Source organism: Isoptericola sp. GX10416, assembly GCF_056590155.1.
The window spans coordinates 1-17,493 of sequence record NZ_JBWPVO010000002.1 but is presented as its reverse complement, the minus strand read 5'-3'; the positions used below and the strand labels follow the sequence as shown (position 1 = coordinate 17,493).

Annotated in this window: 18 protein-coding genes; 9 read left to right on the top strand and 9 right to left on the bottom strand. The window is 68.4% G+C overall.

Annotation, left to right across the window (positions count from 1 at the left end):
* Position 1: 1 nt before the first annotated feature.
* The 4 genes from ACWAT2_RS03850 to ACWAT2_RS03835 form a co-directional block, all read right to left on the bottom strand.
* Positions 2 to 877 carry an SCO3242 family prenyltransferase gene (locus tag ACWAT2_RS03850; RefSeq protein ID WP_402372998.1) on the bottom strand — a complete coding sequence of 292 codons (876 nt, stop codon included), beginning with the start codon at positions 875 to 877 and terminating at the stop codon, positions 2 to 4.
* Complete coding sequence (locus ACWAT2_RS03845; RefSeq protein WP_402372995.1) at positions 874 to 2,067, bottom strand: inositol-3-phosphate synthase; 1,194 nt, start codon at positions 2,065 to 2,067, stop codon at positions 874 to 876. The genes ACWAT2_RS03850 and ACWAT2_RS03845 overlap by 4 nt, the downstream gene beginning before the upstream one ends.
* A gap of 311 nt (positions 2,068 to 2,378) precedes the next feature.
* The gene (locus ACWAT2_RS03840) at positions 2,379 to 3,116 is read right to left on the bottom strand and encodes a zeta toxin family protein (RefSeq protein WP_402372993.1); all 738 of its coding nucleotides are present in this window, start codon (positions 3,114 to 3,116) and stop codon (positions 2,379 to 2,381) included.
* Positions 3,117 to 3,136: 20 nt separating this feature from the next.
* Positions 3,137 to 3,553: a hypothetical protein gene (locus tag ACWAT2_RS03835; RefSeq protein WP_402372990.1), complete on the bottom strand. Its 417-nt coding sequence runs from the start codon at positions 3,551 to 3,553 to the stop codon at positions 3,137 to 3,139.
* Between the two features lie 510 nt (positions 3,554 to 4,063).
* Between ACWAT2_RS03835 and ACWAT2_RS03830 the strand changes: the two genes are divergently transcribed.
* Genes ACWAT2_RS03830 through ACWAT2_RS03820 form a run of 3 tightly spaced genes read left to right on the top strand, consistent with a single transcriptional unit; the run spans position 4,064 to position 7,090 of the window.
* Entirely contained in the window at positions 4,064 to 5,155 is a 1,092-nt protein-coding gene (locus tag ACWAT2_RS03830) for a tyrosine-type recombinase/integrase (protein ID WP_402373930.1), read from the top strand.
* Positions 5,118 to 6,029, top strand: a complete 912-nt coding sequence (locus ACWAT2_RS03825; RefSeq protein ID WP_402372987.1) for a hypothetical protein — start codon at positions 5,118 to 5,120, stop codon at positions 6,027 to 6,029. The genes ACWAT2_RS03830 and ACWAT2_RS03825 overlap by 38 nt, the downstream gene beginning before the upstream one ends.
* Positions 6,026 to 7,090 (top strand): tyrosine-type recombinase/integrase, encoded by a 1,065-nt coding sequence (locus tag ACWAT2_RS03820; RefSeq protein ID WP_402372984.1) that lies wholly within the window; start codon positions 6,026 to 6,028, stop codon positions 7,088 to 7,090. The genes ACWAT2_RS03825 and ACWAT2_RS03820 overlap by 4 nt, the downstream gene beginning before the upstream one ends.
* Positions 7,091 to 7,601: 511 nt before the next feature.
* Here ACWAT2_RS03820 and ACWAT2_RS03815 read toward each other — a convergent pair.
* Together ACWAT2_RS03815 and ACWAT2_RS03810 are read right to left on the bottom strand one after the other, a co-directional pair.
* Complete coding sequence (locus tag ACWAT2_RS03815; protein ID WP_402372981.1) at positions 7,602 to 7,958, bottom strand: hypothetical protein; 357 nt, start codon at positions 7,956 to 7,958, stop codon at positions 7,602 to 7,604.
* Positions 7,959 to 8,074: 116 nt separating this feature from the next.
* Complete coding sequence (locus ACWAT2_RS03810) at positions 8,075 to 9,304, bottom strand: S1 family peptidase (RefSeq protein ID WP_402372978.1); 1,230 nt, start codon at positions 9,302 to 9,304, stop codon at positions 8,075 to 8,077.
* Positions 9,305 to 9,546: 242 nt separating this feature from the next.
* On the opposite strand from ACWAT2_RS03810, the gene ACWAT2_RS03805 reads away from it, so the two are divergent.
* From ACWAT2_RS03805 to ACWAT2_RS03795, 3 genes are all read left to right on the top strand, one after another.
* Positions 9,547 to 9,879, top strand: a complete 333-nt coding sequence (locus ACWAT2_RS03805) for a hypothetical protein (protein ID WP_402372975.1) — start codon at positions 9,547 to 9,549, stop codon at positions 9,877 to 9,879.
* 120 nt (positions 9,880 to 9,999) lie between these two features.
* Positions 10,000 to 10,587, top strand: a complete 588-nt coding sequence (locus tag ACWAT2_RS03800; protein WP_402372972.1) for a hypothetical protein — start codon at positions 10,000 to 10,002, stop codon at positions 10,585 to 10,587.
* 276 nt (positions 10,588 to 10,863) lie between these two features.
* Positions 10,864 to 12,195 carry an ISL3 family transposase gene (locus ACWAT2_RS03795; RefSeq protein WP_449768913.1) on the top strand — a complete coding sequence of 444 codons (1,332 nt, stop codon included), beginning with the start codon at positions 10,864 to 10,866 and terminating at the stop codon, positions 12,193 to 12,195.
* 168 nt (positions 12,196 to 12,363) lie between these two features.
* Here ACWAT2_RS03795 and ACWAT2_RS03790 read toward each other — a convergent pair whose 3' ends face one another.
* Positions 12,364 to 12,957 (bottom strand): hypothetical protein, encoded by a 594-nt coding sequence (locus ACWAT2_RS03790; protein WP_402372966.1) that lies wholly within the window; start codon positions 12,955 to 12,957, stop codon positions 12,364 to 12,366.
* Positions 12,896 to 13,537 (bottom strand): recombinase family protein, encoded by a 642-nt coding sequence (locus tag ACWAT2_RS03785; protein ID WP_402372963.1) that lies wholly within the window; start codon positions 13,535 to 13,537, stop codon positions 12,896 to 12,898. Before ACWAT2_RS03785 ends, ACWAT2_RS03790 begins: the two co-directional genes overlap by 62 nt.
* Positions 13,538 to 13,794: 257 nt before the next feature.
* On the opposite strand from ACWAT2_RS03785, the gene cmtR reads away from it, so the two are divergent.
* On the top strand, positions 13,795 to 14,154 hold the full coding sequence (gene cmtR, locus ACWAT2_RS03780; RefSeq protein WP_028708027.1) for a Cd(II)/Pb(II)-sensing metalloregulatory transcriptional regulator CmtR: 360 nt from the start codon (positions 13,795 to 13,797) through the stop codon (positions 14,152 to 14,154).
* Positions 14,151 to 14,747, top strand: a complete 597-nt coding sequence (locus tag ACWAT2_RS03775) for a cadmium resistance transporter (protein ID WP_264700890.1) — start codon at positions 14,151 to 14,153, stop codon at positions 14,745 to 14,747. The genes cmtR and ACWAT2_RS03775 overlap by 4 nt, the downstream gene beginning before the upstream one ends.
* Before the next feature lie 66 nt (positions 14,748 to 14,813).
* Here ACWAT2_RS03775 and merA read toward each other — a convergent pair whose 3' ends face one another.
* The gene (gene merA, locus ACWAT2_RS03770) at positions 14,814 to 16,262 is read right to left on the bottom strand and encodes a mercury(II) reductase (RefSeq protein WP_030153508.1); all 1,449 of its coding nucleotides are present in this window, start codon (positions 16,260 to 16,262) and stop codon (positions 14,814 to 14,816) included.
* 78 nt (positions 16,263 to 16,340) lie between these two features.
* Here merA and ACWAT2_RS03765 point away from each other — a divergent pair, with 78 nt between their 5' ends.
* A complete protein-coding gene (locus ACWAT2_RS03765) occupies positions 16,341 to 16,730 on the top strand; it encodes a heavy metal-responsive transcriptional regulator (RefSeq protein ID WP_028708020.1) in 390 nt (129 codons plus the stop codon).
* Positions 16,731 to 17,493 lie beyond the last annotated feature (763 nt).

The window sequence follows — 17,493 nt, the reverse complement described above, 5'->3', positions numbered from 1 at the left end:
ATCACGTCGGGCTCACCACCTTGGCACCCGCCCGCGCCAGCGGGACCACGGTCATCAGGCCGAGCGCGGCACCGACGGCGTCCTGCCCGGCGAGCAGCGCGGCCTGGAGCGGAACCATCCCCCGGATGCCGACGCCGGTGGCCCGCCGGGCGTTCCCGGCGTCGGGCGCGCGGACGACGTCGAGCTGGGCGGGCAGGACGGCGGCCACGTACGACGCGGCGAGGCCCGGCCCCGCGACGGACGTGGCGACGGCGGGGCCGGTGCCACCGCGTGCACCCACCAGCGCGCCGAGGGCGGCCGCGGCGCCGACGCCGACGGTGGTGGCCGCGGCGGTGCGGGCCGTGCCGACGGTCGTGCCGTGCACCTCGCCCCGCGACACGGCCGTGACGGCGAGCGTGTGCACGCCGAGCGCGGTGGCCGGACCGAGGGCGGCGCGCCGGCCGCCGGCACCCATCAGCACGTCCAGGAACCGGGTCGACGCCATGACGACCGGCCCGGCCGCCGTCGGCTTCGCGACGAGGTCGTACGTCCACACCGCGGCCGCCAGGGCGGTGCCCACGGCGAGCGGCCGCCGTCCGGCGACCGCGGCGCACGCGAGCCCCACGCCGGTGAGCGCGGCCGCGACGCCCAGGGCCTCGTCCGGCCGGACCCGGCCCGACGGGATCGGGCGGTCCGGCCGCTCGACGGCGTCGAGCTCACGGTCGGACCAGTCGTTGAGGGCCATGCCCGCCCAGTACAGGGCGGCGGACGCGAGCGGGAGCGCCGCCGTCCGCCCCCGGCTCGGCCACCCCGCGGCCGCGGCGCCGACCATCGTGTCACCCGGGACGGTGAGTGCCGCGGGGAGCCGGACGAGCTCGGCGAGGTCGCGCCACCTCATGCGGCGCCGTGGGACGGCGCGTCCGCCGGGGCGGCGGCGAGGTCGGCGCACCAGCGGGTCAGCGCCTGCCACTGGTCGGTGAGCGCGTGCGACGCGCCACCCAGCGGCTCCTTGAAGAAGAACCCGAGCGCGGCGACGGGGCCGCACTGGCCGGCCTGCTGCGCTCGCGCGAGGAGGCGGGCGAGGTCGAGGACGAGCGGCGCGGCGAGCGTCGAGTCGCAGCCCTCCCAGGTGACCTGCATGCGCATGCGGGTCCCGAGGAACCCCTCGAACGACACGTGGTCCCAGGCCGTCTTCCAGTCGCCCATGTCGGCGACGTGGTCGATCCGGACCGGCCCGTCGACGGGGTAGCCGAGGATCGCCTCCAGCGCCATGGCCTTCGTGGCCGTCTTGCTCGCCGCCGCGGCCGGGTCCGCCAGCGTGCGGCCGTCCCCGCCCCCGAGGATGTTGAACGCCGCCCACGACCGGACGTCGAGGGCGCGCATCGCGAACATCGGCGCGAGCGCCGACTTCAGGAGGGTCTCGCCGGTCTTCCCGTCCCGCCCGGCCCACGGCAGGTGCCGGGCCTTGGCGAGCTCCTCGAGCGCGGGCACGTGCGGACCGGTCGACGGGGTGAACTCCACGAAGGGACAGTCGGCCCGGAACGCGGCGTACGCGTAGAGGGACGACGGCGGGAGCGCTGCGGTCCCGTCGTCGAGCGCGCGGTCGAGCTCGTCGAGGGAGCCGATACGGGCGGCCTCGGGCGACGGTGGTTCCGTGCTGGAGACGTCGATGACGACGAGGTGGTCGAGATCGTGCTCGGCGCGGAAGTCGCGCAGGTCCTGCTCGAGCCGGTCGGCGGTGGCGCGGTCCGCGGCTCCGGTGGCACCCGGGCGGACCCGGGCATCGACCGCGGCGAGCCCGTCGAGCACCTCGGTGACCGTCTCGGGCGGTACCACCCCCGAGCGGGCGAGCTCCTGGGCCCGCTCGACCATGCTGCCGGCGAGGTCGTGCCCGCCGAACACCAGGCCGTCGAGGGCCGGCAGCCCTGCCCGGGACACCTCCTCGAGCTCCGTGACCAGACCGGTCGGCGCGGTGCCGCCCCGCGCGAGGGCGAGCGCGCCGACGGTGGCGGTCGTCGCGACCGAGCCGCGAGCGCCGATGAACCAGACACCGGTACGGGGTCCACGGACGTCGTCATCATTGACCATATCGCGCACACTACGCGACTTCTGTTTGCTGTCAAGCAAATGTCGGGCCACTTCTGCACCCGTAGGTCATGGCGCTGCGGCCTCGAATCACCAGGAGCGCACCGACGACAACGCGGCGGCCGGCGAACCTCGGCGACGCGGCGTGGTCCAGGACCATCACGTGCACGTCAACGACGAGGGGCGCGCTCAGCGCGCCGCGGACGCCGCACGGGTTCGCGCCAGCACAAAACCCGAAGGTGGAGGCAGATCCGACGCGGCAGAACTGGTGCGCCGCACCAAGGCACTTCATGGGGTCGAGGACTGATGACGTCTCAGGCGTAGACGCTCGGCACCCAGCGCACTCCAAGACCGTCACCGGTCACGACGGCGCCCTGGTACGCCTCTTGCCAGCGTTGCGCGATCCGAACCTGAGACAGCTCGTACGGCACCTCGACGTCGACGACCTGAACCTCGTAGCCCGCAGCCGCCAGCCGGCCACCGAGCTGCACCGCCTTGTCCGGGTCCGAGAGCACCGAATCCAGAACCATGTTCGCCCCGTCCCGCATCGCTTCATCGCGCAGGCGCCGCGCGAGGTAGGACGACTCCTCATGAACGAGCGCGGCGAGCTCGAGGGGGAAGAACTGCTCTCCGTCGGCCTCGCGATCTGCGACGGCCTGCGGCTTGAGGAAGCCCTCGTAGCTGCCGTCGGCGACCGCCTCGCGCAGCAGCTTCTCCTTGAACTTGTCCGCGTCGACGACGAGCCATGCACTCCTGTCGAGCCCGAGGACATCGTTCTGCACGTGCCCCTTGCCGGCTCCTGGAGGACCCGCCAGCACGATCGCCTTGCCCTCGTGCCGCACACCCGGAACCTCGGCGCGCGCCTCGTCGAGCAGACGACGCCACAACGCACGTCGCCCCGCCGTAGGGCTGGCCACGTCGCCATCGAGGAACCAGTCAGGATTCCTCAGCGTCGCGTTCGGACCATCCTTGTCCAGCGGCCCACCGGCCTTGGAGAACGCGCGCACCGTCTCCCGGTGCCCAGCATGTTCGTGCAGCTCCTCAGGTGTCACGGGAGACGAGTCTGAGCGACCTACCGCCGGGCTTCCAGGATCGCGGTGTACGTGTCTTCGTCAATCAGCCCCTCGTCGAGCGCGCGCCCGACCTCCTCGAACGTGCCCACAGGCTCGTCGGCGAGCCAGTCGACGCCGTCGGTCGCCGGCGTGCGGGCGTACTCCCAACGGCCGAGCTCGTCGACCAGCTGGTCCCTGTCGATCTGGCCCGCAGCGAACCGCTGCACGATCTCGTACGGCGACCCACCCGAGAAGCCCTCACGCACCTCGGGCACCTTCGCAGCAGCCTTGAGCGCCTTGTTGATCGAGGGCTGGCTAATCGCCAGCACCTTGGCCAACTCCGTCTGCTTCATCGTCTTCGCCAGCACGCGAACCGCCCGCAGCTCATCCAACCGGTCTACAGCCTGCCGGCGGCGCAGCCGCACCACGGCGGCCACCGCCGGGTCCTCGGTCAAAGACAACTCGACCACCTCCTATAACCAAGGCTATAGCGCTCCGCTTCTCCGCACAAGCCACGTAGCCTGCACGGGGGCGCGACGATCAGCCGCGGCGGTCCTGGCCCGGCCAGGCCAGGAGGGCAATGAGAACACTAGTTCTAGTGTTCGCGTAGTCTGGTGTAGTGGGGAATCGACGACGCGAGCCGCCTGGTGGGTGGCCGGATGGAATCGAGACGGTGCCGCTGCGGGACCAGGCCGAGGAGGCTCCGGCAGCCGCACGAGACGGCGTCCGCGTCTCGCGGCCACCTCATGGGATCCCTGCACGTGCGTGGATCGTGCAGCGGCAGTCCGGGGCCGCACTCGTCGAGGCTGAGGCAATCGCGTGGACGCCACGGCAGGTGCAGGTTCGCTACCTCTTAACCGGCTAATCGGCGCGTTTTCCCTGGTCAGCGACACGCCGGGATGGGCGGTTGCCGGCTCCGCGAGGCCAGCAGTGCTACATGTGTGTCCATGGTGGAGGCCCGGGCCGGTCTACGGCTGCAGGAGCACGACGGTCAGTGGGTGCTGACCGGTGAAGCCGCTGCGCGGTTCGGCCTCGCGAACGACTACCTCGAACACCTACGGGACCGGAACTACTCCCCAGCCACGGTCCGGGCTTACGGGTATGACCTGCTCGCGTTCTGCCGCTGGCTGGCCGAGCAGGACGTCGACCTGGACACCGTCGAGACCAACACGTTGCTGGACTACCTGCGGGCGTGCCGGGAGGCGTCCGTGCCCGGCCGGCCGGGACCCAACGTGGTCGGAATGGACGGAAGGCGGCTGGACCAGTACGCCGCGACGACGATCAACCGACGCCTCGCGGCGATCTCCGGCCTGTTCACCTTCGCAGGGCTGCGGGACCCAGACCGGCGCAATCCGGTACCCAAGGGGCGCGAGGCGCGCCAACTCACCGCAGGCGAACGCACCGGGATGCTCGCGCACACTCGTCGCCGGCGCCCACGCCGCTCCGCCCTGCGGCTACGAGAGCCGCGCCGACTTCCCACCGCGCTGACACAGGACGAAGCACGAACGCTCGTCGGCAGCCTGCGCACGTGGCGCGACCGCGCGATCGCCGGGCTGATGCTGTGGTCGGGGCTCCGCTCAGGCGAGACCCTCGCGCTGGGCGTGAAGGACGTCGACATCGGCGCCCGATGGGTGACAGTCATGGGCAAGGGCGCCAAGGAGCGCCGCGTCCCCCTCGACGGCGACGTCGCGTCCGTCATCGACATCTACCTGCTGGCCGAGCGCCCAGACTCCACATCCGACCGCCTGTTCCTGGTCGCCAAGGGACCGCACCGCGGCGACCCCCTCACCCCGGCCGGGCTACGCACGATCTTCCGCTACCACCGCGAGCTGGCAGGCGTGCGCGCCGGGCACCCGCACGCGCTGCGGCACACGTTCAGCACCGCGCTGGCCGAGGCCGGAGTCGATCTGGCGGTGATGCAGGCCCTTCTTGGCCACACGCACGTGAACACGACCGCCCGCTACGTCCACCTGGCCCCAGCCCACGTGAAAGCCGAATTCGATGCCGCACGAGAACGCCTCCGCTCCCAAGCGCGCTGACGCACCCGACGAAGTCAGCAGCGGCGAGGACCTGCTCGCCGCATACCTCGAGTACCTCGCCGCGACCGGCCGCCGCAGCGCGCACTTCAAGAGCGCGGCGCGCCGATTCTTCCGCACGTGGTCCGACCCGCAGGACTGGGCCGCCCAGCCCGTCGAGGAGCGGCTCGCCGCGGACAAGGACACCCGCCCGCTACTCACCTACCTCATGCTCCACCGCCGTCTGCAGCCCGGCTACGACTACCTGCTCGAACGTCACCTGTCGCCGCTGTGGCGAGAGATCGGCAACAGCCCGCTCGGCCCCGAGATCAACCGCTTCCTCGACGGCGCACAGATGCTCGGACTCGCTGCACAGACCAGGCTCGCTACTGGGTCCCAGGTCCCGGCCCGCCTGCTGATCCAGACCGGTCGCCGGCTCGACGACCTCACGGTCGACGACCTGGAGGACTTCGCCGACGCCTGCCGCGCGCGGGGACGCCGCAACGGCAAGAACCAGGACCACTACCTGGTCGCCATCAACATCACCGGCAGAGTCCTCTACCACCTCGGCGTCCTGACGGACCTGCCGCGCAAGCCGCACCGTCCGGCCATGAGCCCGGAGGAACGCCTGGCCAGCGTCGCCGTCCCCCTGCGCGCGGAGCTCGTCGCCTACCTGCGTCGCAAGCGGGCCACCTGCACCCAACACACGGTCGACGGGATCACCACCAAGCTGAACCAGTTCGGCACCTTCCTCACCGAGATCGACCCCGACCTGCGCACGATCCGCGACCTGGACCGCCAGCGCCACATCGAGCCGTGGCTCGCATCGCTGGTCGACACGGCCAGGATGCGCGACGGAGAGCCCATTACCCCGGGGACCGCAATCGCCGCGTCGTGACCATCGCAGCCTTCCTGAACGACATCACCGAGTGGGACTGGGACGCTGCACCGCCGCGCAAGATCCTCTTCCGTGACGACGTCCCGAGACTGCCCAAGGTCCTGCCGCGCTACCTCCCCGTCGACACCGACCGGCGTCTGACCAAGGCGCTGACCGAGCACCCTGAGAACGAACTCGCCGCTCTCGCGCTGCGGCTGCAACGCGCGTGCGGCCTGCGGATCGGCGAACTGCTCGACCTGGAACTCGACTGCGTCCACGAGATCGACGGCAACGGTGCCTGGCTCAAGGTCCCGCTCGGGAAACTGGACTCCGAACGCATGGTTCCCCTCGACCGCGAGACGCTCGACATCGTCGATCGCATCATCCGGGTCCGAGACCACGGCCGAGCCTTGCCGCACCCGCGCTACGGACGCCCAGCCCAGTTCCTGTTCACCTACCACGGGCGGCGCCTGAGCACCGAAGGCATGCGCCGCGAACTCGATCGCGCCTCGCACACGGCCGGACTGGGACACATCACCTCCCACCAGTTGCGACACACCTACGCCACCGCGCTCGTCAACGCCGGAGTGTCCCTCCAGTCCCTGATGACGCTCCTCGGACACGCCAGCGCAGAGATGAGCCTGCGATACGGCCGCCTGTTCGACACCACCGTCCGAACCGAGTACGAACGCGCACTCGAACTCGCGAAGAATCACGTGTCGGCAGGTTCGGACCCCATCAGCGGTGGCGGTGCCGAAGCTGGACGCATCAGGCTGCCGCTGACAGACATCACCGGCGGCAAGGACTGGCGCACCACACCCCTGCTCAAGTCGCGCATGGCCGGCGGCTTCTGCCTGCGCGCCACCGCCCAGGGCGCCTGCAGTTACGCAAACATCTGCGAGCACTGCCCCAGCTACCGAACCGACGCAACCTCCCTGCCGATCCTCGCCGCGCAACGCGTCGACGCCGACGCCCTCGCTCGGGACGCCGAGCAGCGCGGCTGGATCGATGAGGCCAAACGCCACCACGACCTGATAAAGCGACTCGACGCACTCATTACCGAAGCCGAGGCCGCCGGTTGACCTATGCGCTCCGCAACTGTCTGGATCGGGCGCGTCGCCACGGGTTGAGCCCGGCAACAGCAGCGAACTGACTGCCACCACAGGTGGTGTGTCTCCACGACGGCGGGGCCCGACGCGGGCCGGCGCGAGGCCCGGGGCCAGCGGTAGTCGGCGAGGAGAGGCCCAAGCCATTTTAGGCGTGAGCCCCTCCCTCCTGTGCTCGCCTACTGACCGGGGACGTCAGGCTCGTCGGTCGTGTCCGATCCGACGGGGAATCGTTCGGCATCGGGGATGAACTCCCGGAGGTCGCCACCGTAGAGCTCCTCAATTTCGACTAGGGCATGTCTCCTAAAAGCGGGTCCAGGTGATGCAGGCTGAGATCACGACGGCGGACGGGGTACCGAGTTCGAGCATGACGACGGACGACCCCGAGCCGCGCCCGCCGCCAGGCGGCGGGCGCGGCGGGCGACGCTTGGAACGCGCATGCCCCCTCAGAGCCGACATCCGGAATCCTGAGGGGTTGTCGCGCGCTCTACTCCGTCAGCTTCTCGACAGAGCCCAAGACATACCCAGGCTCGCCCTCCGCCACGCAGCCCGCGACTGCCTCACCCTTGTGCTCCTGAAGGTCGTCGAACATCTCGCCACCGCCGAACACCTTGTCGCCAACGACGAGCGCCTCCCCAGAGGAGGTCTTGAGCTCTCCTTCGCCAGAAAGCGATACGCCCGCCGGCCAGACGACGACAGTGACATCGTCACTGCCATCAGGTGGAGCGAGCCCGAGACATCCTTCGGGGCTCACGGTCACGATGCCTTCGAATGCAGCATCGCCGCCGCCCAGGTCCGCTACCTGCATCAGGGCAGTGGTTCCGGCTTGCGTCTCGATCGTCACATTGGACGCCGCCCCTGACGTGCCGGATACGGAGCCACATGCTCCCAGCAGTGCTCCCACGAGTAACACAGCTGTCACCGTCGATGGGCTACGGGAAGGGAGCCGGCCCAGCCCAGTCATAGCTTGGTTCCGATGTCGAGGTGAGTGACAGCCTTCTGAAGAGGCGTGAAGACGTCTCGTCGCTGGCTGTCGATGGTGATGTATCCGCTGTGCACGCCGTAGGCCACGTTTCCGTAGTACCAAGGGCCTCCACTGTCCCCCGGGGCAGCCCTGCGCTCGTAAACCATCGCGAGACCGCAGTAGTTCCCCCGGCACTGGTTCAGCAGCGCGACCCTGTCACAGGTCGCGTCGTTGGTGCGTCCATAGCGGCATACCCGCGTACCCACCGGAGGGTTCGACGAGACGTCCACGTTTCTCAACGTCGTGTCCGCGACGTAGAACTTGGGCGGCGCTGTCTGATTGTCGCTGTGCCACTGGACATCGCGTGTCGACGACGCCTTCCTGAAGTTCAGCGAGTTCGAGCCGTACTTCAGAGTGTTGGGACAGTGCGCTGCGGTGATCAGTCCGTTGTTGTACGTAGTGCCCTTGCGGACCGAGAATCCTGAGGTGCAATAGCTGCTTCCTGAGGTCAGCTTCCCGCCTCCGTAGATCGCGTCCAGCCCACCGTCGAGATCAACGTCGACGAAGTACTCGACCTCGATGCCAGGGACGCCCGACGCCTCGGCACTGCGAGCCACATCGGATCGCGCCTCGACGCTACTGAGGGCCGACCTCGCCCTGTCGATCGACATACCATCTGCCGGCTCCACGTAGACACTTACCCTGCCGGACGCGGCATCGGTGTTCGTGTAGACGTCCTTGAAGGACGCAGTCTCCTTCAGGGCTGCGTAGTGGGCCTGCTCGCCAACAGAGGCGATCTCCTCCTCGCTCCATCCGACGCCCTCCCGGATCTCGATGTCGACCGGCAACTCCCCGAGAAGAGCAAGCGCGCCGGCAGGGGCATCCTGGGCAAACGGGACCCAGGCCTGCCCCGCGTCGGTGTCAACCGCCGAGGCGCTGTAGGCTTTCGGGTACTGCTCCTGCAGCGTCGTGACCGCGACCGAAAAGTCGTTCTGCCACAGCAGCGGGTCCTCCAGATCGACGGATTCACTTCCGCGCACTGCAGCAATGTCATCGATCAGGTCATCGGATGGTGCCGCAACTATGCCCTCGCCCTGCAGCACGAATACATCGGGCGCGCCTTCAGCCGCGTCGCTGGCGGCAAGAGCCCCTGCTGTCACGCCCGCTGTGAGCGATAGAGCGACTACCAAGACTCCTGCGCCGCGAATCTGAGTTCGGTTCTTCACTGACCCCTCGTCTCCCCGGGCATTCGTTGCCAGGACGGGAGAATAGTGACACGCTTCACACCTGACCACAAGAGGTACTGGGCATCACAACTGGATGACCACGGCACCACCACGACCCACGTACGACGAAGAACTACCGGGCGGCCGCCGGCGGCGCATGGTTGTCTGGATGGTGACGATCGCCGCGATCCTGTCGGTGAGCGCCGGAGCGGTTCGATCCGACCGACCTCAGGATGGTCCGTGTGACCGATCCTGTCTACAGTGGCTCAGGTGAAACCGACATCATCTACAAAGAGAGCTCACTCCCGAATGGGCTCATAGGCGCCACGTGGTGCAACGCTCCCGTCGCAAACTCGCATCGATGCGATCAGCAGTACGTCGACATTCTGCCGGGCAACTACCAGAAGAAGGTCATCTGCCACGAATCTGGCCACGCAGTCGGACTCCTTCACGGCAGTGAAGCCAGTCCGAAGCTCAGCCGGGGAGATGACCGGCTTGGATGCATGCAGACGCCCGTTCCCGATGGTGCGCCTTTGGGGCAGAATCAGAAAGACAACATCAACGCCAATTACTAGACCTCTACCATCGAGGGAGAGTCAGACATGAAGAATCGAACGGTGGCGAGCGGACTTACACTCGCAGTTGCCCTGGTCGCTGGCTGTGCCTCATCGCCTGGCACTACAACGGTCCACGGCTTGGAACCGTACCCCAACTCCACTGCCACGGACTGGGTCACCTACGCGGACCACGTAGTTGTCGCCACCGTGACCGCCGAGCGGGAAATGCCGCTGGATGACCATGAGAAAGAGACCGGGGAAGGTTCAGTCGACCGCGAGGTCACGCTGCACGCGGACGAGATCATCTGGTCCGCGGACGACCCAGCCCACGCCGCTCCTGAGGGTGAGTTCACCATGCCAGGATTTGGTTGGACTCTTGCCGATGGCGAGAAGACCGAGATGGTTGCCGAAGGGGCTCCCAGACTCGAGGTCGGCCACTCCTACATCTTCGCTCTTTACTGGCTGCCGGAAGTTCCGGACGAGCCAGTACCTGTACCTGCACGCTGGAACTCGCTCGGGCTGAGCGCCATGGTGCCGTTCGACGACGGCATCATCGGCAATGGTGAGGTGATGGGAGAGGTGGTATCACCATCGCAGCAACGTGATCTCCACGAGACTCCTGCGGAGGACGAGCCAGCCCTGGAGCAGACACTGGCCGGGGAAGACATCACCGAATTGGAGTCGACACTCGCTACCACGAAGCCGGGAGTGCCCGAAGACTACTGACCGCAACACTCTGAGGTGTTCTCATCAGCCCGCGTGAGGTGATCAGCGCAACGGTGCGTTGACTTGCAGGTTCGTCTGGTGGCGGGTTTGGCGGCAGCAGGGTCCCAGCGACGGACACGGGGCCCGTTCCAGCGAGTACCTCGACATCGATTAGCGGCTCATCGCAGTTGAGGGGGGCCTCGGTGACACGCCGAGCACCAAGGTGACGTCCCGGGTAGGGGTCGAGGCCTCCAGGATCGGGAGCGACCAAGCATCCTGTTCCAGAGAGGCCTCGACGTGTCCGAGCCTACGGCCTGTAGTTCGTCCTTCCCTGATGCGACATCTGCTCATCGGTACTGCATGCGCTGCGATCTGCTGGTCGGGCTCGAGCGGTTGCATGTGATCGACGTCGAGCGCGACGACGACGCCCTGATCGCGACCGTCGAGTCAGCGCCCGGGCTGATGGGCTGCCCGGCCTGCGCCGTGGTCGCGACGTCGAAGGGGCGCAGGACGGTCGAGCTGATCGATGCCCCGGCGTTCGGTTGCCCGGTCCGGTTGCGGTGGCGCAAGCGGCGCTGGGTCTGCCCGGATCCGGGCTGCGAGGTCGGCTCGTTCACCGAGCAGAACCTCGAGGTTGCCGTCCCGCGGGCCGTGCTGACCTGCCGGGCGGTCGACTGGGCGATCGGCCAACTGAGGGCCGAGAACGCCTCGGTCGCGGGCCTGGCCCGCCAGCTCGCAGTCTCGTGGTGGACCGTGTGGACTGCGGTCCGTCCCGCGCTCGTCGCCGCGGCGGCGGATGAGTCCCGGTTCGACGGCGTCACCACGCTCGGAGTCGACGAGCACGTGTGGCACCACGTCAGCACGAGGCTGCGCGGCCCGAAGGAACTGACCGGGATGGTCGACCTGACCCGCGATGAGCAGGGCCGCACCCACGCCCGGCTGCTGGACCTGGTGCCCGGACGCTCCGGCACCGTCTACCGGACCTGGCTGGACGCCCGCGGCAAAGACTTCCGCGACCAGGTCCAGATCGCGACCCTGGACCCCTTCCACGGCTACAAGAACGCGATCGACGACCAGCTCGACGACGCCATCGCGGTGCTCGATGCGTTCCACGTCGTCAAGCTCGCGAACCAGGCCATCGACGAGGTCCGCCGCCGAGTCCAGCAGGCCACCCTCGGCCACCGAGGCAGGGCCGGTGACCCGCTCTACGGGATCCGCAACATCCTGCGCGCCGCCCCGGAACGACTCACCGACCGGCAACGCGACCGTCTCGGGCGGGCGATCGCTGCCGACGACGCCCACGACGAAGTGCTCATCGCCTGGCAGGCCGCCCAGCAGATCCGCACCGCCTACCGCACCAAGAACCTGCCCGAAGGGCGACGCCTGGCCGAACGCGTCCTGGCGTCCCTGCCGTCGTGCCCGATCCCCGAGATCGCCCGCCTCGGCCGGACCCTGCGCAAGTGGCGCACCGCGTTCCTCGCCTACTTCACCACCGACCGCTCCTCGAACGGCGGCACCGAAGCAGTGAACGGTCTCATCGAACTCGCCCGCCGCATCGCCCGCGGCTTCCGCAACCGCGACAACTACCGCCTACGCATGCTCCTCGTCGCCGGCGGACTCACCCCGTGACCCCCCTCAACTGCGAAGAGCCCGATTAGCCGGTTAATACCTCGATCAACATAGTCGCCAGGGCTGGGCCTGGCTCTGGGCAAGTGCCGTGACGCGGGGTCGACAGTAGTCAGACGTAGACGACGTCGGTTGAGGCGAACCGGCAGCACGATGACCGCGGTAGAGGCCTTATCGTGGGGGTACGTCGATGTACCGCTCCACGATCAACGGCCGCTTGCGCCAGCTCTTGAAGATGACCCGCCCCAGCACCAGGACCGACCCATGCAGTTCGGTCTCATAGCGGAAGTTGTCCTGCGGGTTCTGCCGGGGATGTGGGCCCTCGTCAAACTTCGGGCCGAACGAGTACACAACGTGCTTGATTTCCTCGTTACTGAGGGGCCCGCTCCCGTGCTGAGCCAACTGGATCGTGACGGTCCACCACTCCCGGGTGTCGTCCGTGGGGTGCTGGTAGGGGATGGCACTGTGGATGAGGAAGAGGCCCTCTCGTCTTCGGTACTCGTTCTGTCGAAGGTGATCCCACTGCTCGGTGTCCCACACCCTGGCGTCTAGCTGTCGCCGGCGAAGCCAGTTGATGCCGAGCAAGACAATGCCGACAAGGATCAACGCACCAACGATCCACCAGTTGGAAGGTGGAACCGTGCTCGCGGCTGCTGCAAGACCGACAGTGACGAGGCCGCCGACGCCGCCCGCAAGAAGCACCTCACCCGCCTTCTGTAGCCCGGTCCTTGGTGTCGGATCGATCGGGCTGGGGTAGCGGTCCATCCTTGGATGCTAGAGGCGCGGCGGCCCCAACGACGTGCCGGCGGATGCTCGATACCGATACACCGAGGGCACGCGCCACGGCGGCGACGGACTGCCCGCCAGCGAGCGATGCTCTCGCAGCGGCGATGCGGTCGGGGGTCATGACCCTGGGCCGGCCACCGGTACGGCCTCGAGCTCGAGCGGCCGCAAGGCCGTCGATCGTGCGTTCCCGGATCAGGTCAGCCTCCATCTGCGCGAGGGCTGCAAGCATGTGAACCATGAACCGGCCGCCGGCGCTACTCGTATCGATGGCTTCCGACAGGGACCGCAGAGTGACGCCGCGGCGCTCCAGCTCGTCGACGACGCGCACGAGGTGGGACAGGCTTCGCCCGAGACGGTCGAGCTTCGTCACAACGACGGTGTCGCCCTCGGCGACCTCGGCGAGCAACTGTGTCAAGACAGGACGGTCGTCCCGTCGCCCGGACGCGGTCTCGACCCGCAGGTGCCGGGCATCGACGCTGGCAGCCACGAGCGCGTCGCGCTGCCCGTCGAGGTTCTGCGTCGACGTCGAGACCCGTGCGTAGCCGAAGGTGATCGCCATGCCGTGACCGTAGCGAAAACCCCCGCCGGGGGTTCTGAACCGGCGGGGGTTTTGAACGAGGTTTTTGAGCGGCGTGTCGCCGACACGACTGTGGCCTTGGCCGTTATGTGGCGGGGTTCTGTCGCCGCTTCGTGAGTTCCCTGATGATCGGGCGAATCGTCCCGTGGGTCGATCCCCAACTGACACAGCCTCGTTCGCACGCTTAGCGACTCCGGGTTGCGTAAAACCACTTCAGTCCTCGCTGTATAGTTCAGCGCATGCTGACCATTGCTTCTCGCCTGGACGTGATGAACCGGTTGGGCCGCGCGCTGGCCGACCCGACCAGGTCCCGGATCATCCTGACGCTGCTCGACCGGCCGGCCTACCCGGCAGAGCTGGCCCGCGATCTGGACCTCACACGCTCCAACGTGTCCAATCATCTGGCGTGCCTGCGCGACTGCGGCATCGTTGCTGCCGAACCCGAGGGCCGCAAGACGCGCTACGAGATCGCCGATCCCCACCTGACGCAGGCGCTGACCGCCCTGGTTGACGTCACCCTCGCGGTTGACGAGAACGCCCCGTGCATCGATCCTGCCTGCTCGGTGCACGGATGCGACGCAGCAGAGGCGGGCGCGTGATCCTGGCTGCGGTCCTGCAGGCAATCGGCCTGTTCATCGCGACCAACATCGACGACATCATCGTGCTCTCCTTGTTCTTCGCCCGCGGCGCGGGCCAACGCGGGACGACCACCCGCATCTTGGTCGGCCAGTACGTGGGGTTCACCTGCATCCTCGGTGCCGCTGTGCTGGTGACTATCGGAGCCGGAGCATTCCTGCCCTCAGCAGCTATCCCGTACTTCGGGCTCATCCCCCTGGCCCTCGGTCTCTGGGCTGCATGGCAAGCCTGGCGCGGAGACGATGACGACGATGACGCCAAGGTCACGGGCACGAAGGTCAGCGCGTGGACCGTCGCAGGAGTCACCTTCGCCAACGGCGGAGACAACATCGGCGTCTATGTCCCCGTCTTCCTCAGCGTGGAACCCATCGCAGTGGTCGCCTACTGCCTCGTCTTCCTCGCGCTCGTCGCGGTCCTGGTCGTAGTCGCCAAGTTCGTTGCCACCCGGCCGCCGATCGCTGAAGTCCTCGAGCGCTGGGAACACATCCTGTTCCCCATCGTCCTGATCGGCCTCGGCATCGTCATCCTCGTCAGCGGAGGAGCGTTCGGTCTCTGACGGAGCCAAAGCGAACGAGAGAGGTCGCCAGGCTCGACGCTCCGGTATAGGGATCCCTGTGCGGGTTCATGCTGCGCAGCAGGAGAGTTTGGTGATGTCGGTGGTGAAGGTTTGGGCGGTGAGTTTGAGGCCTTCGGCCATGGTCAGGTAGGGGCTCCAGAGGTTGGCGACCTGGTCGGTGGTCATGCCGGCCTCGAGGATGTAGACGCCGGCGGCGGCGAGGTCACCGGCGTCCTGGGCGAGGGCGGTGATGCCGATGATGCGGCCGGTGTCGGCGTCGGTGACGATCTTGATGAGCCCGCGGGTGTCACGGTTGACGATGGCGCGCGGGACGTGCGCCAGGGGCAGGACGCGGCTGTCGCAGCGGATCCCGGCAGTGCGGGCCTGCTGGTCGGTCATTCCGACGGAGGCCAGGGCGGGGCTGGTGAACACGACCCGGGGCAGGTGGCGGTAGTCGACCTCCCGGCCGGCTCCGGTGAGGGCGTTGTCGGCGACCAGGGCGCCGTGGGCCGCGGCGACGTACACGAACTGCGGGTGGGCGGTGACGTCACCCGCGGCCCAGATCCGCGGGTTCGTGGTGCGCAGGTGGCTGTCGATGATGACCTCGCCGCGCTTGCCGGCGCGCACGCCGATGGTGTCGAGGCCGAGCGTGCCGGTGACCGGGCGGCGGCCGGTGGCAACGAGGAGCTCGGCCGCGCGGAGCTCGTGTGAGCCGTCGGCGGTGGTGGCGGTGACCGTGACCTCGCCGGTGGCCGGGTCGCGGCGCACCGCGGTGGGCACCGCGCCGCGGATGATCTCGATGCCTTCGTCGGCGAGGATTTCTTCCAGGGCGGTGGCGGCCTCGGGTTCCTCGTGGGAGGCCAGCCGTGAGCGGACGAGCATGGTGACCTGGGCACCGAGGCGGGAGAAGAGCTGGGCCTGCTCCATGGCGACGTAGCCGCCGCCGATGACCAGCAGCGACTCCGGGACGTGGTCCAGCTCCATCGCGGTCGTCGAGGTCAGATAACCGGCCTCCTGCAGGCCGGGGACCGGCGGCGCCCAGGGCGTGGAGCCGGTAGCGATGAGGTGGTGCGCGGCCCGGACGGTTTCCGCCGTGCCGTCCGGGCCGGTCACGCGGAGTGCCGGCTCAGTCGGTGTGCCGACGAAGGTGGCCTCGCCGGGGTGGAGGGCCCACCCGTACTCGGCGGCCAGGGCCGCGTACTTCTCGCTGCGCAGCGATCCGACGAGCTTGTCCTTGCCGGCGACCATGGCGGGCATGTCGACCGGTGGGGCGTCGGGGAGTGGCAGACCGGGGAACCGGGCGGCGTCGAGTGTGACGTGGCGGGCCTCGGCGGCCGCGAGCAGGGCTTTGGAGGGCACACACCCGGTGTTCACGCAGGTACCGCCGATGGTGCCGCGCTCGATCATCACCACCCGCTTGCCCAGGGTGGTGGCGCGGATCGCGGCCGCGAACGCCGCCCCACCGGACCCGATCACTGCCAGGTCATACGACCTGCCCTTGTCCGTTGCCGTCATAAGTCCTCCCTTGTTGCCGCGCCTCAGGACCAGGATCGACCTTCCAGTGCACTGGAAGGTCAAGGCAGAATGAGTGGCATGCGGATCGGTGAGGTGGCTCAGGCGTCGGGCACGACAGCTAAGACCCTGCGGTACTACGAGGACGTCGGACTCCTCCCCGACCCCGACCGCAGCCCGGCGGGGTACCGGGACTACGGCCCCGAGGTGCTCGACCGGCTGCACTTCATCCGCCGGGGCCAAGCCGCCGGGCTGACCCTGGCCCAGATCGGCCAGGTGCTGGCCATCCGAGACCGGGGCCAGGCCCCCTGCCAGCACGTCACCGACCTGCTCGACACCCGCCTCGCGGTCATCGACCGGCAGCTCGCCGAGCTCGCGCAGCTACGCACCACGATCGCCATCCTGCGCGAGCACGCCACCACCGGCGACCCGGCCACATGCTCCCCCGAGGACGTCTGCCGCTACCTGTGACCCGCGAAGGTCACCGGCCCGTGGCACCATCGCGACATGGCCGATGACACCCAGCAACGATGCTCGTGCTGCGGCCGCCAGCGGCCACGAAGGTCGCTCCACGCACTCGGGAGCGAACCGGCCTACATCTGCCGAAGGTGCGCGCTCTGGGTCGCCCTTCGCATCGCTCGCGACTGAACGACTCCGCCCGCAACGCGGGCACGCCGCCGGCCGCGGCGAACATCGTCGGATGGTGCGCGAAGGAACCAAAGGGCGCGAATGACGACCAATCAGCACGCCGCCAGCGCGATCGCGGGCGCCCGTTGCCGCACTCCTCATCCGACGGTCTGAGCTCCACCGCCTGGCAGTGGTCCGAAGCCTGGAGAGGGCATCGGAGCCGGACGGGACCCCCTAACGCTCAGTGGTCCGCCCTCGCAGCGGTTGCGGTCGGTCCAGTTGTCCGTCCCGTAGGAGGAACCCGTTGCGGAGGCGGTGCAGGTCATCGGCGGAAACCCACGCCCGAATGTTCGCAAGACCGCCCGAGAAGGGTTGTCCGGTGACGGTGCGTCATATGGGACGGCCTGTCGTCCCGTAAACGAACGATTCCGCTACAGCGATGACGAGGGTGCGTTGCCCTGTCCAGGATGCTTGACGCTTCGCGGCTCTCAACCCACGGCGTTTGTAGCGGAACTCAGTGCCGGATTCTAGGCTCAACGCAGATGAGGGTGTAGCCGGGGTCTGAAGCCGCCGGCTTCGAGGAGTGATCGGGCGATGTAGTGGGTCA

Excerpts from the sequence above, each read along its gene's own strand:
- ACWAT2_RS03790 (WP_402372966.1), bottom strand. The coding sequence starts at position 12,957 with ATGGACCGCTACCCCAGCCCGATCGATCCGACACCAAGGACCGGGCTA.
- ACWAT2_RS03785 (WP_402372963.1), bottom strand. The coding sequence starts at position 13,537 with ATGGCGATCACCTTCGGCTACGCACGGGTCTCGACGTCGACGCAGAAC.
- ACWAT2_RS03845 (WP_402372995.1), bottom strand. The coding sequence starts at position 2,067 with ATGGTCAATGATGACGACGTCCGTGGACCCCGTACCGGTGTCTGGTTC.
- merA (WP_030153508.1), bottom strand. The coding sequence starts at position 16,262 with ATGACGGCAACGGACAAGGGCAGGTCGTATGACCTGGCAGTGATCGGG.
- ACWAT2_RS03850 (WP_402372998.1), bottom strand. The coding sequence starts at position 877 with ATGAGGTGGCGCGACCTCGCCGAGCTCGTCCGGCTCCCCGCGGCACTC.
- ACWAT2_RS03765 (WP_028708020.1), top strand. The coding sequence starts at position 16,341 with ATGCGGATCGGTGAGGTGGCTCAGGCGTCGGGCACGACAGCTAAGACC.
- cmtR (WP_028708027.1), top strand. The coding sequence starts at position 13,795 with ATGCTGACCATTGCTTCTCGCCTGGACGTGATGAACCGGTTGGGCCGC.
- ACWAT2_RS03825 (WP_402372987.1), top strand. The coding sequence starts at position 5,118 with ATGCCGCACGAGAACGCCTCCGCTCCCAAGCGCGCTGACGCACCCGAC.
- ACWAT2_RS03830 (WP_402373930.1), top strand. The coding sequence starts at position 4,064 with ATGGTGGAGGCCCGGGCCGGTCTACGGCTGCAGGAGCACGACGGTCAG.